Source organism: Cellvibrio sp. ATLC23, assembly GCF_057196725.1.
This window is the reverse complement of record NZ_JBXUOS010000004.1, coordinates 26,054-42,217: the sequence shown is the minus strand read 5'-3', so window position 1 is coordinate 42,217 and position 16,164 is coordinate 26,054. Positions and strand designations below refer to the sequence as shown.

Annotated in this window: 13 protein-coding genes; 1 reads left to right on the top strand and 12 read right to left on the bottom strand. The window is 49.9% G+C overall.

Annotation, left to right across the window (positions count from 1 at the left end; translation table 11 throughout):
• The first annotated feature begins 20 nt into the window (after window positions 1-20).
• Window positions 21-1,766, top strand: coding sequence for a sugar phosphorylase (locus AC2CG4_RS07940; protein WP_484485745.1), 1,746 nt, complete (start codon window positions 21-23; stop codon window positions 1,764-1,766).
• Between the two features lie 89 nt (window positions 1,767-1,855).
• Here AC2CG4_RS07940 and AC2CG4_RS07935 read toward each other — a convergent pair whose 3' ends face one another.
• The 12 genes from AC2CG4_RS07935 to AC2CG4_RS07880 form a co-directional block, all read right to left on the bottom strand.
• Window positions 1,856-3,253, bottom strand: coding sequence for a sigma-54-dependent transcriptional regulator (locus AC2CG4_RS07935; protein WP_484485744.1), 1,398 nt, complete (start codon window positions 3,251-3,253; stop codon window positions 1,856-1,858).
• Complete coding sequence (locus AC2CG4_RS07930; protein ID WP_484485743.1) at window positions 3,253-3,660, bottom strand: Hpt domain-containing protein; 408 nt, start codon at window positions 3,658-3,660, stop codon at window positions 3,253-3,255. Before AC2CG4_RS07930 ends, AC2CG4_RS07935 begins: the two co-directional genes overlap by 1 nt.
• Window positions 3,661-3,674: 14 nt before the next feature.
• A complete protein-coding gene (locus AC2CG4_RS07925) occupies window positions 3,675-4,514 on the bottom strand; it encodes a putative bifunctional diguanylate cyclase/phosphodiesterase (RefSeq protein WP_484485742.1) in 840 nt (279 codons plus the stop codon).
• 220 nt (window positions 4,515-4,734) lie between these two features.
• Window positions 4,735-7,014: an ATP-binding protein gene (locus tag AC2CG4_RS07920; protein WP_484485741.1), complete on the bottom strand. Its 2,280-nt coding sequence runs from the start codon at window positions 7,012-7,014 to the stop codon at window positions 4,735-4,737.
• A 10-nt stretch (window positions 7,015-7,024) separates the two neighbouring features.
• Window positions 7,025-8,230 (bottom strand): hypothetical protein, encoded by a 1,206-nt coding sequence (locus tag AC2CG4_RS07915; RefSeq protein ID WP_484485740.1) that lies wholly within the window; start codon window positions 8,228-8,230, stop codon window positions 7,025-7,027.
• A 43-nt stretch (window positions 8,231-8,273) separates the two neighbouring features.
• A complete protein-coding gene (locus AC2CG4_RS07910; RefSeq protein ID WP_484485739.1) occupies window positions 8,274-9,137 on the bottom strand; it encodes a type II secretion system F family protein in 864 nt (287 codons plus the stop codon).
• A complete protein-coding gene (locus AC2CG4_RS07905) occupies window positions 9,134-10,015 on the bottom strand; it encodes a type II secretion system F family protein (protein ID WP_484485738.1) in 882 nt (293 codons plus the stop codon). The genes AC2CG4_RS07910 and AC2CG4_RS07905 overlap by 4 nt, the downstream gene beginning before the upstream one ends.
• A complete protein-coding gene (locus tag AC2CG4_RS07900; RefSeq protein ID WP_484485737.1) occupies window positions 10,015-11,349 on the bottom strand; it encodes a TadA family conjugal transfer-associated ATPase in 1,335 nt (444 codons plus the stop codon). The genes AC2CG4_RS07905 and AC2CG4_RS07900 overlap by 1 nt, the downstream gene beginning before the upstream one ends.
• 51 nt (window positions 11,350-11,400) lie before the next feature.
• Complete coding sequence (locus AC2CG4_RS07895; RefSeq protein WP_484485736.1) at window positions 11,401-12,171, bottom strand: CpaB family protein; 771 nt, start codon at window positions 12,169-12,171, stop codon at window positions 11,401-11,403.
• Window positions 12,172-12,261: 90 nt separating this feature from the next.
• Entirely contained in the window at window positions 12,262-12,648 is a 387-nt protein-coding gene (locus AC2CG4_RS07890; RefSeq protein WP_484485735.1) for a hypothetical protein, read from the bottom strand.
• Between the two features lie 470 nt (window positions 12,649-13,118).
• Entirely contained in the window at window positions 13,119-13,862 is a 744-nt protein-coding gene (locus AC2CG4_RS07885; RefSeq protein ID WP_484485734.1) for a tetratricopeptide repeat protein, read from the bottom strand.
• A gap of 30 nt (window positions 13,863-13,892) precedes the next feature.
• Complete coding sequence (locus AC2CG4_RS07880) at window positions 13,893-15,857, bottom strand: pilus assembly protein N-terminal domain-containing protein (RefSeq protein ID WP_484485733.1); 1,965 nt, start codon at window positions 15,855-15,857, stop codon at window positions 13,893-13,895.
• Window positions 15,858-16,164: the final 307 nt, after the last annotated feature.

Genomic DNA, 16,164 nt, shown 5'->3' with positions numbered 1-16,164 from the left:
GACCAACAGGACACTTAATTATGTCGACGCGGATACAAAATGAATTAAAGTTTATTATCGAAACACACTTGCAATTTATTTACCCGGAACTCGATCATGCAGCCATTGCCGCCGAACTAATCGATGTAATGGGATTGGATGCGCACTGCCTTAAACCCTTAAATCACGAAAGCGCATGGGATCAGCGCGATGCCTTTGTCATCACCTACGGCGATTCAATTAAACGCGAAGGCGAACCGCCACTTGAAACACTGAAAACCTTTTATGAGCAGGAACTAAAAAGCGTCATTAATGGTGTGCATATACTGCCTTTTTTTCCTTACAGTTCCGATGATGGTTTCTCCGTTATCGATTATTTACAGGTCAACCAAAGCTTGGGCGATTGGGAGGATATAGAAGCCCTAGCAGCGCAGTGTAATCTTATGAGTGACCTAGTGGTCAACCACTGCTCAAGTCGCAGCCTTTGGTTCGATAATTTTAAAAACTGCAAATACCCGGGGAAGGATTATTTTTTTGAAGCCTCCCCGAACGACGATTTAAGCATGGTAGTGCGCCCGCGCACCTCGCCCTTGCTGCGCGAAGTGGAAACCCTTGAAGGCACTAAACATGTATGGTGCACCTTCAGCCACGATCAGGTGGATTTAAATTTCGCCAACCCTAAAGTACTAATTGAAATTGTACGCACCATTAAATTTTATTTGGACAAAGGCGTGCGCACTTTTCGTTTAGACGCGGTGGCGTTTGTGTGGAAAGAAGTTGGCAATAGCAGCATCAATCACCCCAAAACCCATGAGATAGTGCGCTTGCTGCGCAGCCTGATTGAACACCAGAATCCCAACGCCATTATCATCACCGAAACGAACATTCCCAATCACGAAAACCTGAGTTACTTAGGCAACGCTAACGAAGCTCACGCGGTTTATAACTTTTCCTTGCCGCCTCTCGTGTTGCACGCCATGGTCACCGGCAATAGCCAGTATTTAAAACGCTGGCAAATGAGTATGCCGCCCGCACAGGACGGCACTTTTTATTTTAATTTTCTCGCCTCACACGACGGCATAGGTCTGCGCCCAGTGGAAGGACAATTAAGCGATGAAGAGATAGGAACGCTGGTTAACAGCATGCAGAATTTTGGCGGGCGAGTTTCCTGGCGCTCCACTGCCCTTGGTCAAGTAAAACCCTACGAAATTAACATCACTTATTTTGATGCAATGCAAGGCACGCAATTCGGCCCGGATCAATGGCAATTCAAACGTTTTATCTGCGCCCACGCGATTATGATGTCGATTGAAGGAATTCCTGCGTTTTACATTCACAGCTTGCTGGCAACTAATAATTACTACGAAGGCATAGAGCACTCGGGTCAAAATCGCACCATCAATCGTTTTAAATGGGAGCTCGATGAGCTGCGCAATAAATTAGATGACGAAGCCAGCCATCACCACAAAGTTTTTGCCGAACAGCGGCGCCTGCTGGGGATAAGGTGTAAACAAAGCGCATTTCATCCGAATGCCACACAATTCACCCTGCACCTTGGTGATCAAGTATTTGGTTTTTGGCGGCAAAACCCTAAACGCACCCAGAGTGTTTTTTGCATTCACAACGTCACTAACGAAACAGTCACCATACCGCTCAGCAGCATCAATCTCATCAGCATGGAAACCTGGACTGATCTAAACAGCGGCATTCAATACATAGATCAACATAAGGATTTGGTATTGCAACCCTATGATTTTGTTTGGTTGACGAATAAGCCAGTGCGGTAGTTCCTACATTAATCATTGGGTGCGAGCGCTATCGAAGAGCTAAAGAGCTAACCCTTTCACTACATAACCAAAGTCAAATTTCCGAGACATCACCAAGATTTCATTTTTCGATAAATTGTAGAGGCGCTGATCCCCAAATAAGCTGCAGCCAGCGGTATGTTACCCTCGCAAGAATCAATAGCTGCCTCAATAGTTCGACGCTCAACAACGGATAGCGGTTGAATGTCTTCCGGGCGAAGATTTTTCGTTTCCACTATGGGAACATTTGCATTTAGCGACTTGGGTATGGGTAGCTGTTTTTGATGTGAATTAAAACTCTCTGGCAACATATTGAGGGTCATAAATTCCCCCTCATTAATCACCACCATATTCTCAATTACATTTTGTAACTCGCGGATATTACCCGGCCAATCGTATTGCTGGAATAAGGTTTCCACTTCGGGTGAAAACCCCTTGAAATTTTTGTTATTTGCGAGGGATTTTTCTTGAAGAATGGCGCGCGCCAATAAGAGCACATCGCTACCACGTTCGCGCAATGGTGGAAGTTGTACGGGAATAACATTTAGCCGATAAAAAAGGTCTTCACGAAAACGCCCTTCTCCCACTTCTGCAGCAGGATTGCGATTTGTGGCGCACACAATGCGCACATCGCTGAGTTGCACTTCACTACTACCGACGCGCGAAAATGTACCTGTCTGTAAAAAACGCAATAACTTTGCCTGCAGGTTCAACTCCATTTCGCAAATTTCATCTAAGAATAAAGTGCCGCCATGAGCAACTTCAACAGCGCCTTTGCGGTCAGCAAAAGCCCCGCTAAAAGCACCTTTTACATGGCCAAAAAATTCTGACTCAAATAAATCCGGGGGAATAGCGGCACAGTTAATCGCCATAAAAGGGCCATTGCTGCGCCCACCACTTTGGTGCAGGGTTAGTGCACAGACTTCTTTACCCGTACCACTTTCACCGGTAACAAAAACACTGGCTTTACTGCGCGCAGCGCTAGTTAATAATCTAAACACTGTCTGCATGGCAAGGGATTCGCCCAAAAAATTCACCCGCTGTAATTCGCCTTCAGACGTAATTGCATCATTGGGAGTTTTACTATCGAGTGTTTTTTGTTTGAGCGCGCTGCTGACCGAGGTGAGCATCCGCTCAGCGGAAAAAGGCTTTTCGATAAAATCAAATCCACCCAAACGCATTGCGTCAACAGCGACATCAATCGAACTATTGGAGGTAATCATAATGACTTGCGCAGGTGTGGTTTGACGATTCACAAATTCCAAGACGTCTAGACCGCTGATATCCGGCAGGCAAACGTCTTGCAATATCACATCCGGCATTTGTTCTTTGATGGCTACTAGCGCCGAATGCCCATCGATAAAGTGATGGGCTTGATAGCCCGCGCGAGTGAGATGACTCACGTAGAGAGCACCGCTGGAAAGACTATCCTCCACCACATAAATTAACGCCTGCTCTTTGGTTTCCATTATTTCAATACTCCTGATTCTGTTGCTGCAGCTGAGTCGATAAGCCGCTGATAAGCCGTCAAGGAAGCACCCACAAGACCTTGCACTAGGTTTGCCGCTTGGATAATTTGGGCCGGTGCTTGCTGCAAGTCATCATTCAATTCGCGCGCACTGACGGCCAACGCGTTAGCACCATAGAGTGCAGCTGAATTTTTTAATATGTGGGTGATATCACCTATAGCTGTAAGGTTTTTTTCTGCTAGTGCTAAAGCCAGTTGAGCAGAGAGATCACTTAATTCAGTGACAAATAAACTTAATAGCTGCTGGCACACATCCGCACCTAATTCCTCACTCATCGATGTTAAAACAGCAGAGTCCACATATTTCATATCAGCTTGTGGTAAGGATTGAAGTGATGCCAAAAGCATTTGTTAGGCTCCCTTTAAGAATTGACTCTGCGACGTAATGCGTTCATCGCCCAGAGCTGCAGGTTTTTCTCTAAAGTAGCAGGACGACCCAGTAAATATCCCTGCACCAGATTACAGCCTAGCTGATTGAGGATTTGCAGTTGAGTCTCGTCTTCTACTCCCTCCGCCACTATGTGCAACCCCAAGCGCTGGGCCATTGCAATAATGGCGCTGCAAAGAGTGAAGTCATCATTGTTAGTCGCTATGCCATCGACAAAACTTTTATCGATTTTTAACCCATCAATACTGAATTTGCGCAGTAAGCTCAATGAAGCGAAACCAGTACCAAAATCATCGACCCAAACCTGCACACCCTCTTGTTTAAAGGCATCAAATACGCGGGCTATGGCTTGCGGATTGTGAATAAGCGCCGTTTCGGTTAATTCGACTTTGACACAAGATGGATCGATCTCCAGCTGGTCGATAAGCGACATTAAGCGCTCAAACACATCGCTCGACGCAATTTGTACGGGCGATACATTAATCGACATACAAATGCCTTCAAGGCCGTTTTGCTGCATCCGTTTTAAGTCCAGCAGGGTTTGCTGAAATATCCAGTCGCCCAGTTCAATAATGCGACCAGACTGCTCGGCATGGGGAATGAAATGCTCAGGAGAGATAAAACCAAACTCGGGGGACTGGCAGCGGGTAAGCGCCTCAAAGCCTACAACCTTACTGGTTTCCAGCGATAACAACGGCTGATAGACCATGCTGAAATGCTGATGTTTTAAGGCCTGATCGATAATCTCACTCAATCCCTTCCAATGGGATTCATCTATATCTTCTACCACTACCTGCTGCTGAAAACTGTTCATGGGTTGCTCCATAGTGCGTAATGTGAAAGCGACAACTCTGTTAACGCAAGTTGTACGCCAATCACACAACCCCAAAAAACTCTCGCTAACTCTCTGTTATTAATAGATTTTTTATGGAACGATTGGGTGGCACCTAAACCCCGCAGAACGATTCGCAATTTGCAATGCAATTTGCAATGCAAGTTAACAGACATTCAAAATGCCGTTTAAAACGAGAATGCTAGGCGGTAAGCCGTGCAATAGTGGTGAGCAGCTGCTGTTTGTCGAGGGGCTTGGCAAGATATGCATTCATACCGGCGGCAATAAAGCGATCGCGATCTCCCTCCATGGCATTCGCCGTGATAGCAACTATAGGGGTGCTGTGAGTTTCACGAATCCGTTGAGCTGCCGTAACACCATCCATTGTGGGCATATAGATGTCCATTAAAATGAGATCATAGTCAGCCTTACCCATGGCGTCTAACGCTTCACTGCCATCGTTAGCGGTATCCAATTGATGGGGGGTATCACTCAACATAGCGCGAATCACCACCTGATTGGCCTCGCCATCATCTGCCAGCAAAATACGTAAAGGGCGCTGGTTGTTTTGCTCTTGGCTCACTAATGGCTGTGGTTCGGTCTCAGGGGCTTGGACCCTTAGTGGTAGCAGTAAACGTACGTGGCTGCCTTTTCCCTGCTCGCTCTCTAGCTCGATTTCGCCATCCATTAATTCCACCAAATGCGCACAAATCGACAAGCCCAAGCCGGTACCGTCATGACTCTTTTGGCAATTAGATTCAATCTGGGTAAAAGGCTTAAATAAATCGGCAATCGCCTCAGGTTTAATCCCTATACCCGTATCTATTACCTCGACACACAGGACCACTTGCTGTGCCGTTTGTGGGCGGCAACTGGCACGCAGAGTAACACTGCCCGCCTCGGTAAACTTAACGGCATTAGATATCAAATTGACTAACACCTGGCGAATTCGGCCAGCGTCACCCACCAACCAAGTCTGAGTAGCGGGTGAGAATTCGGTAACTAGCGTCAGGCCTTTGCACTCCGCGCTTTTGGCCATTAGCTGGGCAACGGCCAACAAGGTTGCCTGTAGATCAAACGGGGCCAACTTGAGGTTGAGCATTCCCGCTTCCATTTTGCTGGCATCGAGAATGTCGTTCAAAATTTTCAGCAAACAATCCGCTGACTCTTGCACAGTACTCATATAAAAGCGCTGCTGTGATTGTAGCGTCTGATCCTCCAAAATGACTTCCATCAAACCGAGAATAGCATTCAGAGGTGTGCGCACCTCATGGCTTACATTGGCTAAAAATTGGGTTTTAGCGCGATTCGCTGTTTCTGCCAGCTGCGTGGCCGCGCGCAGTTCCTGTTCTCTGTTTTTTAAATCGGTAATGTCACTGTGAAACCCCACAGTGCCGCCGTCGTGCATGGGGCGCTCGACAATACGGTGCCAGCGGCCATCGGCCAACTGCACATCGCGGGTGCCTACACGTGGAGGTGGGGTATCAAGCTCCCCGGGAGCAGGGGTTTGGATAAAGCCAGTTGCACGCGCATATTCGCGCAAGGCTTCATAAGTGACACCCAGCTTCATGGCTGGGGTTAGCGGCTTATAGAGTTTAAGAAAGTTGTCGTTGTATAACACCAGGCGCCGCTGGGCATCGAAAATTACAAAGCCATCGGTGAGCGCTTCTATCGCATCGTGAAAGCGCATCTCGCTGCGTATTTGTGCTGTGTGTGAAGCCTGCAGATGGCGGCGCAAGTGCTCGGGCAGGCACAATAAAAAATAAATGATTCCCGAGAGCAGCAAGCCTACTAGAGCAAAAAGACCATAGTGCGCGCCCCCAAACAACCCTGTCTCGGTTGGATGCTCAAATAACCATGCCAAGCCCAACATCAATGCCAGAGTAGTTACGACCAGGCCTAGGGCAACAAGGCGCCGGTCTTTAACACCATATCCATTGGCCCAGCGGCTTATGATGCCGCCCATGGGAGATGTTTTATTCAAAGCCAGCTCATCGCTGCGCTGCCGAATTTGGGCTTCAACCATAAAACCAAAATCGCGCAAATGATTTCTGGCCTGCTGATCAAACGCACGCGGCTCGGTATCGATGATGCACAGAGTGCCAATGTGTAAGCCATCGCCAGTGGTGAGCGGGTAACCGGCATAAAAACGAATGCGCGGACCGTCTACCACTAATGGATTATCGGCAAAACGCTCATCCAACAAGGCGTTTTCTACCACAAAGACTTCGTCATTTTGAATTGCATGACCACAAAAAGAACTGGCGCGATCGGTTTCACAAACATCTAAACCCTGCTTGGATTTAAACCATTGCCGATTTTTATCCACCAAACTGATGAGCGCTATGGGAACGGAAAAGTAAGCCTGTACAAAGCGGGTAATATGATCAAAGCGCTCCTCTGCGGGTGTATCCAACAACTCCAAGGCCAGCAATGCGGCTAAACGTTGCGTTTCATTAGCTGTGGGCTGGGCTACTTTCATAGTTCTATCCCTAATTGCCTTCACCATCGGGCGGAATATAAACCCATTGATCATCCGCATTAGATTGCGTAGGCGGTAAATTGAGTTTGAAGGGTGCGACGAATTGATCCAGCGTATTTCGGGCCGGATCATTGGGATCCAGAACCGGCTCAGCCGCACGTAGACTAATACTAGCAGAACACTGAATAGGGCCCGGCGTTATGCCAATCACAGCCAAGGTTTCTATCGCCGCCGAATTGGACGAGAGATCAACGCCGACTTGTGTCAAAGCCTCGTCGATAGCGGCATAGGTCAGCGCACTGGCCAAATCGCTCTCTTCGCTCAATTGGCTTCCCTCCGGGCAGCATATATCGCCCAGGGTGATATTGACTTTATTGAGCCCGAGGATACTTAACGCATCCTTGGCAGACTTTTTAACATCTTTTTGATAGCGATCGAGCACGTCGCCCTGGGACTCAAAACCGCTGGGGCAGCTCGCACAGCTTACGGCTGTTTCCTCTGGCTGTAGCGGTGCAGGAATAGAACCCGGGTTAACACTGACCAAACAACTGGTATCAGCGTCTTCCGCACTGAGAGAGAACGCTTCGCAAGGGCTGCCGTTGACAACTTTTTGGGATAGATAACGAGATTGAATTGAGGCTGGAGCTATGGGGCAAGCTGCGGGGGTCGAGCGAAACAAATCACCGCGTATACCGTCGGCAGAGCGACCTATGCCATAGGTTGGCCCGCCCTGTAAGGCATAGATATAACTCACCGCGCCGGTAGCACGAATACCATCGGTACCGCGGCTATCGCTTACTTCATCGCTGGCCACTTTAATACAGGGGTCGCCCGCACAATTGGGGCCCTCGTAATAAAGCGGTTCGCGGCTGGTAAAGCGGTCATCGCGAATACCAATCAGCGCGCGATAATTGCGATGGGCAGGATCGGGCGCCAACGGCGGCAAACTGCGATCCACATAGGGAATTAGCGGCGCCTCGTGCTCATCAAAACCCAGTACTTTGCCCAGCACCCGATTATTGCCATCACTCACCAACATTTCACTCGTACCTTGATTAAATTTATGTTTAATCAAGGCATCGCGAATAGCCACAATGCCGACAATAGACCCCAACAGTAAGATGGTGGTAATTAAAATCAACTCCAAGGTGAGCACAAAACCCTGCTGGTGCTGAGGGTAACAACGGCTCAAGTCCGACCGGGTGACTGCCTTCATAGCTAAGGCTCCTGATGGGTGAATTTTAAAATGCCATAACCGCTTACAGACTTTCGCCCAGCAGCTGGAGCACCTCTAAAATTTGGATTGCGGCGGGGAAAAACACCAAGACTAAAAACATGGGAAAACACACCAACAACATGGGCACCATGGTCTCCAGCGACTTGCGATTAACTCGCGCCGTGTCTTGCTGACGGCGCTGCAACTGCAGTACTTCCAAATGAGAGCGCAAACCATCGGAGACTGGCGCGCCTATACCTACCCCCACTTGAATGATGCTGGCCAAACGCGCCAAGCCCTTAACGCCAGTACGTGCTGCCAAGTCAGCAAACGCGGTTTGGCGTTCACGCCCGGATTCCAATTCGCGCGCCATCAACATCACTTCCATTCCCAGTGGGTTATCTGGCTGCAAGCCATATTGCGCCGCGTGGCGAAAAGCGCCGGTTAAGTTAAAGCCCGAATTAAGGTAGACAATAATCAAACTGACAAAAAATTCGAGCGAGTTTTCAATTTTTGCGCGACGGTTCTGCCGACGTAAAAGCAACCAGAAATCCGTGCCAAAAAAAGCTAAAGCGATTGCCCCAAGGATGAGTGCGGGAGGTAATGATTGCTCTGGTAGTTCAAGCATTAAGAGCACAGCCAAGACAGCGCTGGTAAATTTTAAGGCCCAATAGAGCACTCGGCTTTTTAAAATAGGTAAGCCCGATTGACGCACCAACTGCCGTGGATAAAGCGACCAATTTGCCAAGCCGGTAGGTTTTATTATTGGACTAGTTGCATTTTGCGCCAGGCTATCTGCGTCTTGCTCAGTGCTATCCAAGCGCCCGGTTTGCAGTAGAAAAAAAATGGCTACCGAGATGACAAATAGCAGCAACAGCAACAGGTCAAACCAGATGGGACTGTTCATGCATTAACCCTCAGAATTTTGCGCAACCACAAAAATCCCAGTATTTGCATTAAGAGCGCGCCGGCAAGATAGCTGGCACCCATGGGGTGATTGAGTAGCGCATGAAACCAGTCTGGCTCCTGCCATAAAAATAGCGGAACCACCGCATAGGGAAGCAAACCTGAAAAAATGGCCGCGTAGCGCGTACCCGACAACTGCCCGACAATGGTCATGCGCTGACGAATGCGCTCCTGCATAAGCTGCGCCACTGAGGTAAGCATAGCGGCTAAATCGCTACCGGTTTGGTGGCGCGCAATCAACACCTGCGCAAATAGACGCGTTCCTTCGGTGTTGTAACGGCTGGCCAAACGCGCTAGCGCACGCTCCGCGCTATAGCCTAGATCCAAACGCGCCAGCACCTCATTAAGCTCATCTTTCAGCGGTTGCTGTACCGACTGGGCAGCGGTTTGTAATGCCTGACGCGCGGGCAAACCGGCATGCAAACTGGCACGCATGGTATCTAATGCATCGACCAAGGCGACTTCCACGCGACGCAAGCGCCAAGCCGCCAAATCAGCGAGACCATAAAAACACAGGAGTATTACGCCCAGTGACGCAATAAAAGCGACAGGAAGATGACGAGGAAAGGCTGTCAACATAAGGCTGAATGCCAAGGCCGCGATCATCAGCACACCCACGACAAACATCCAGGGTGCCAGACTAATCCCCAAGGTCTGGAGCCAGCGCTCCAGGGTTGAGGTTTTGGGTGATTCAAATAGGCGGGCGTCGGTGTGCTGCTCTTCTTGATCACTCAGCCATGGGGCAATTAACCAATGCCAGACAACATAGAGCATGCACAGGCAGCAAATACCCAAGACTCCCAACTCTAACCATTTCATTAGCTTTCACCATGAGCCAAACGCGCAAAGGTTTGCGCATCGAAGCCTTTCGCCTCGACTTGTTCGGTGAGAAAGCTGGCATTGCCATTAGCCGCATGAGAGCCCTGAATACGCTGTTCTGCATCTACACCTGCAGATTTAAAGTGAAATAGTTCACGCACTTCGTAACGCGCTTGGGTGGTGGCCAATTCGCTAATGCTCACCACACGGCGACTGCCGTCGCGAAAGCGCATGACCTGCACAATTAACTGAACTGAGGAGGTAATCATTTGCTCAATACTTTCACGGCAGATCGCGCTTTCGCCCATTTGCGCCAAGGTCTCCAAGCGGCTGATAACATCGTGTGGGCTGTTAGCATGCAAGGTAGTCAGGCTGCCATCATGACCCACATTCATGGCCTGCAGCATGTCCAAGACCTCCTCCCCGCGCACCTCGCCGACAATAATGCGATCGGCGCGCATCCGCAGTGCTGTGCGCACCAAATCGCGCAGGGATACAGCACCGGCACCTTCACTATTGACGTTGCGTGCCTCCAGCGGAATCACATGGGGATGCTTTAGACGTAGCTCGGCGGTTTCTTCTACGGTAACCACTCGCTCAGTGGCGGGAATAAAACCAGAGATCACATTGAGTAAACTGGTTTTGCCCGAGCCGGCACTGCCGGCAATAACAATATTGATACCGGCCGTAACCGCAATTTCTAAAAAGCGCAGCATCTCAACGCTGATAAAACCTGATTGAGTCAGCATGGATGAATCCACTCGCTCATTGTGGAAGCGACGAATAGAAACCACAGGCCCCAGCGCACACAATGGGGGAATCACCGCATGCAGCCGGCTACCATCAGGAAGGCGCGCATCCACCATCGGCTGACGTGCATCCAACTGCCGCCCTTGCGCCCCCACAATACGCTCTAAAAAACGACGCAAATGCGCATCGTCATCAAACGACAGGGGGGTTTTGGTTAAAGCGCCCTGCTTGTCGATCCATATTTCGCTGGGGCCATTAATCAAAATATCGGTGATGCTAGCGTCTAGCATCAACTCGGCTATAGGCCCCATACCTTTAAGCTCTTCTATCACCTCGCGCGCCAGACGTTTGCGCTCTGCCGCGGTTAACTTGGTGCGCTCTGATAACACCAATTCATCCATCAAGCCTTCAAGGCGAGCCGTGAGCTCAATGTCGTTGCCAAGCGACTGCACGCTGTCATCTTCTAAATTATCGATTAAACGATTATGCAAGGTCTGGCGCAGCTGCCGTAGTTGCTCAAAGGTATAGTTTGATACCTCGCTCAGACTGGGTTTTATTGGGGAGTAACTGTCAATGGCGAACATAATCTGCACCTCTATAGGAGATTGTGATGTACAGGCCGCAATAACCTGTCGCTAACGCTTAATGCTGATGGAGTGACGCTGTAACCCGGAGACTACTTCGACTACGCGATGGGTTTTAATTGGGCCGACTATTTGGGTCAGACCTTTGGCAACGTCATGGGCACTGTGTAAGACCAGCGCAACTGACTCCCGCTCACCAATACTGACGAGCGGATAGACATCGCCAGGGCGTACGGCCATGACCAGAGAAACCTTGCCTGAACCCGCTCCACTCGCAGTGCTGCCAGGCTTTAATAAATTCATCACACCCTTTCCTTTTGTGGGTTGGGCGGCACTCGCTGAACGCAGTACGCCCATCAACTGAATGTCGCGTGCGACAGTGCGTACACCGCTGCGACCACGTACCACTACATCTAATCGATCACCGCGATGCAGTTGCGAATAAGGAATTCCACCCTGGGGTTGGCGCAGGGTAAATAACACTCGTCCCTCAGGAACGCTCTGAGACAGGGTCTTTCTTACAGGTGTTGTTAACTCATGTGACTTAAGCGTATCGCCCGATTTTTTGTTGACGACGAGCTGCTTACCAATCAACTCGCGTGGGTTTTGCAAACTCCCTGAGCTAAAGTCTTTATCCCGTGGTTGCTGGCTCAAATGCGCGGGACGGATAACCTCGCCCGAGGTGATATCGGCATTAACAACCCAGGTAGGCGCACTGTTCAAACGATCAAATTGGCGCAGACCCAATAGGGATGCCAGCATCCCCGAGGTTACAAACAACACAATGGCTGCTGTGGCTCCACCTTTAAGTTTACGTTTCATAGTTCACCCCACTGAGTTAAAACAAGACTTGCTGTAAGCGCACGCCCTGGCCGCGCACCCTGTGCCGCGCGACCAGCTAGTGCCAACTCACTAATTCAAACTACCATCACTACCACTTGGCGATGCGCCTGCAGTGCTAGCAGTACCAATCGCAGCAGCTGATTCAAGAAAGTCGGTAGCGACAAATTCATAGGTTTTGCCATCGCCGCTGTTGACATCAATCGCATCGATAAAGCCTGAACCGCTGATCTCGGCAGTGCCTTCGGCGTTGATCATGCCGTCAAAGGCGTAGCTTTGATCGAGTGAACCAATTGCCTCAGCCACATCTTCCATTTCCGATGTCACTGCATCGCGCATGGTAGTAAGGCCAATCACCAAACCCACAACCAGAGTGGTAGAGAGCAGGATCAACTCAGAGGTCATCACGAAACCGCCTTGTTTACGATTGGCTTGCTGTGCTTTTGGGAAAGTTTTCATAGTTGTTACCTCATCAATTAATTGGATAGTTCATTAGGATTTAACACTTGGCTTAACAGAGAGATTCGCTTGGCAAGTCTGCTGTTTGCGCTCTCTGAGTTAGTTATTGCGAAGCCTGTGCCAAAAACTTGATGCAGTTCACATGAATTATTATTTTCTTTAATAATCAATAGCTTATGATTAACCTAAAAACCATTTATTGATTGGTACTGAGCTAATACTCTCTTGTGAATTGGCGTCAAAAGCAGAATGAATTGCAAATTGCAACGCAATTCCGAAGCGCAAAATCCATTTGAATCTCGCGAGCATTAACAACCGTTGCGGGTTCAAGCCAAGTAGTTAACTTGGCATCCAAACATTGGGTAATGACTCAGCGAGTGCGCACCACCAGCGCAGCCAAATACCCTTCGCCCATAAAAAAAGCCTCCGCAGAGGGAGGCTTTAACTAGCTTGCAGCACTGGCCGCAGGGTTAACCAAAGCGCCGCGCAGCAGGTGGTACCCGACACTCGCTGTGTTCACTTAAAAACAACAGGCGCCCCACCGCCGCGCGGTGATTGGGCTGCTGCTGCAGCACCTTGGTGTAATGGCTGCAGGCCATGGGCCATTGTTGCTGCGCCTCATAAAGTAAACCTAAGTGATAACTCGTGCGCCAACTGGCCAAGCCTAAACGATCTGCAGCGCGCAGCGCACCGCGCGCTTTCTCATAGCGCCCTTCCAGATAATAGCTAGCGGCTTGAGCGGCGTAGAGTTCAGGGTGATCGGGCACCCACTCTAGCTGCCGCTGGATAACACTGCGGGCCAGGGTAAAGTTTCCCTCCATCAGCGCCAATTGACTGCGCAATACCGCAGCCTCTGCATTTGCGTAAGGCTGCGCCAGCAATTGATCCAGAAGCAGCTGGCTATCGTTATAACGCCCCAGTTCGAAGTACACCATAGCGCCGTTCAAGGCGATGCGTTGATTGTTGGGATACTGCAAATTCAAGGCAGCCAAAGCACTGGCCAAACCCTCGCAATCTACTCTGGCTTGCTGAGCCGTATGACAATTCAATTCGCCCTCTGTCACCTGATACTCAGCTAGGGTTTGGGTCAGTTTGCCCATGGGGTCATAGCTGTCTTTTGCCCCTTGATTGGCACAGCCAGTGATCAATAAAACGCTGGATAAGATGCAAAAAGACAGCAGAGTTTGACTATATCTAACAACCGGAAAGTTCATGGCGATATACCTCGATAAGTTGAATAAGAATTAGCGTGCTAGTTGCGTCCGGGTGCGCTGGGAGTGCATTAGCTGACTGGTCGATGGAAATTGCCAAAGGGCCAACTCGTGGCGAGCTTCACGTACCAGAGTGGGTGTCACTATGATGATCAGCTCGCGTTCATTGTCGGAATCACTGCTGGACTCGGCTAGCTTGCCTAAGAGTGGGACGCGATTGGCGCCCGGTACAAAGTCGCGGTTGTCACTGGTATCGCGGCTCACTAAACCACCAATAATGAGCGGCTGACCATCGCGCAAACGGGTAGAGGTATTCAGGCTGCGCACATTAAACGCCGCCGAATTCAGCGCCGCCCCGGTGCTGCCCGCAATCTGTTGGGTTAGCAATGTGTCCGGCATAGAGATCGTAGGGCTCAGGTCGAGGGTGATACGGTCGTTTTCATCCACCATCGCACGCACCTCAAGCTGCACCCCAAAGGATTTAAACTGGGTGCCACTAAATACCCCTGCAGCACCGCCCGCATCACTGGTCACACCGCTGGCGGCATAGGCGGTGGGAATTGGTACTTCGCCCCCGGCGCGAAACACTGCCGACTCACCGGCTAACACCGTAAGATTCGGACGCGACAAGGTGCGCGAAATACCTGCCTGCTCTAGCATTGAAAAGAGCAAGTCAAAGGCGACCTCACTTGTACCTACCTGAAAATTATTGACCAGTGCACCGCCCAGCACTTGCATGGCATTTTCAACCTGGCTGGCACCCACAGCGCGAGAATTGGCGCCCTCCAATCCAAAAATACCGCCGCTTTTGTCATAGCCCTTGGTGACTACTGAAAAGTCAGGGCGCCACTGTTTTAAGCTGCGACGATTAACCTCATACATCTGCACTGCAACGCGCACCTGGGGCAAATCGCGCACTTCAATCGTAGATAGGAGCCTGCCACCGGCCAGTGACAGGAGCTTGGCGCGGCCGATATTACTGCGCAGATTATTACCGCTTAAACCGCCGCTCTGCGTTTGCTGCCCAAAACCAGCTTGATTCGCCGCGCGCGTCTTTTGAGCGCCGGCGAGCAAGCCACCGGATTCATTAGCGAGAATGTTCATACCGGTGTTTTTGCTCGCATCCACATAGTCGCCGGTAAACAAACGCGCGGCCAAATTCAACACCCGCACCAAATCCACCTGAGTTTCTACCTGCCCGCCCAAGAGCAAGGTATCTACTTCATCGCTAGGCATATCGCCCAGCTGAATACGGCTCACCGTGACCGATTGGCCACCCAGATTTTTAATGGCTTTACGCACCTTTTCAGTGAGATCCAAGGGCAACTGCTCAACTTGAATCAAATTGATAATGGCTGCGCTTGACCCGCGTTTAGCCGATCCTGCGCGCTTATCTTGCTTCAACCGCAACAGCGGGTTCGCATTAAGCGCAGCCAAGGCGCTACTCAGATTAGTGGGTATATCAGCTTGGGTTTGCAGCATGACACCTGCATTAAGCGAACCTTGGCCAGCGTCTAAATAGTGACGCGCCGCGGCCTCTGCCGCGAGGCGATATTTTATGGTCGGCACTCGACCGCGCAGAATTAATGCTTCCCGGTCCGGCGCTAAGGTCAAACGCACCGCAGGGTGAATGTCGACCAAGGCGCGGCGCAACACACTTAAATCTTCCACCACACTAAACAAAAAAGTCTCTGAGGTTTTATCGCTGTACCAGACCATAATGCTGGTGCGCCCGACTTTTTTAGCCAGCGCCAACACTTCATTGCCGTTCAATACTTCTACTTGAAGTATGGCATCCTGACCGACTGCGACTCGCTCTAACGGCTTGTTAAACACCATGCGCGAGTGAGTCCACTGCACCACTTCACGGGTACTTTTCGATTGGTGTCCATCCGCTGTTTCAATAAACTTCAACCCTTTAATGGTGTTTTGAGCTGCACCCAGAGTTGGGCTTAAGCTCCAGCTCATTAGCAACAGTAAACCCAGTATTACTTTCATCTTGTGCTCCTATCCTCGTTTTCGAGAGACATTCAATAGTAGTCACTGAACTGTTGCAGCTTTCCGGCCAGAATGCGAAGCACACATTTATATTTATATAAATCAATAACTTATAAATTATTTTAAGGCGCTATCGGCAGCCTTTAATGGTATAGGGGAAGAGTTTTGGCAAAAGGATTTGCAATTTGCAAAGCGAAATGAAAAGACTGAAAAGAATGCGAAAACTGGGACTGTCGGCGCTCGCTACGCAAAGTCATTCAGTGTGAGTCCGCAACGGACTCCACTGACCGATAACAACCAGTTATTG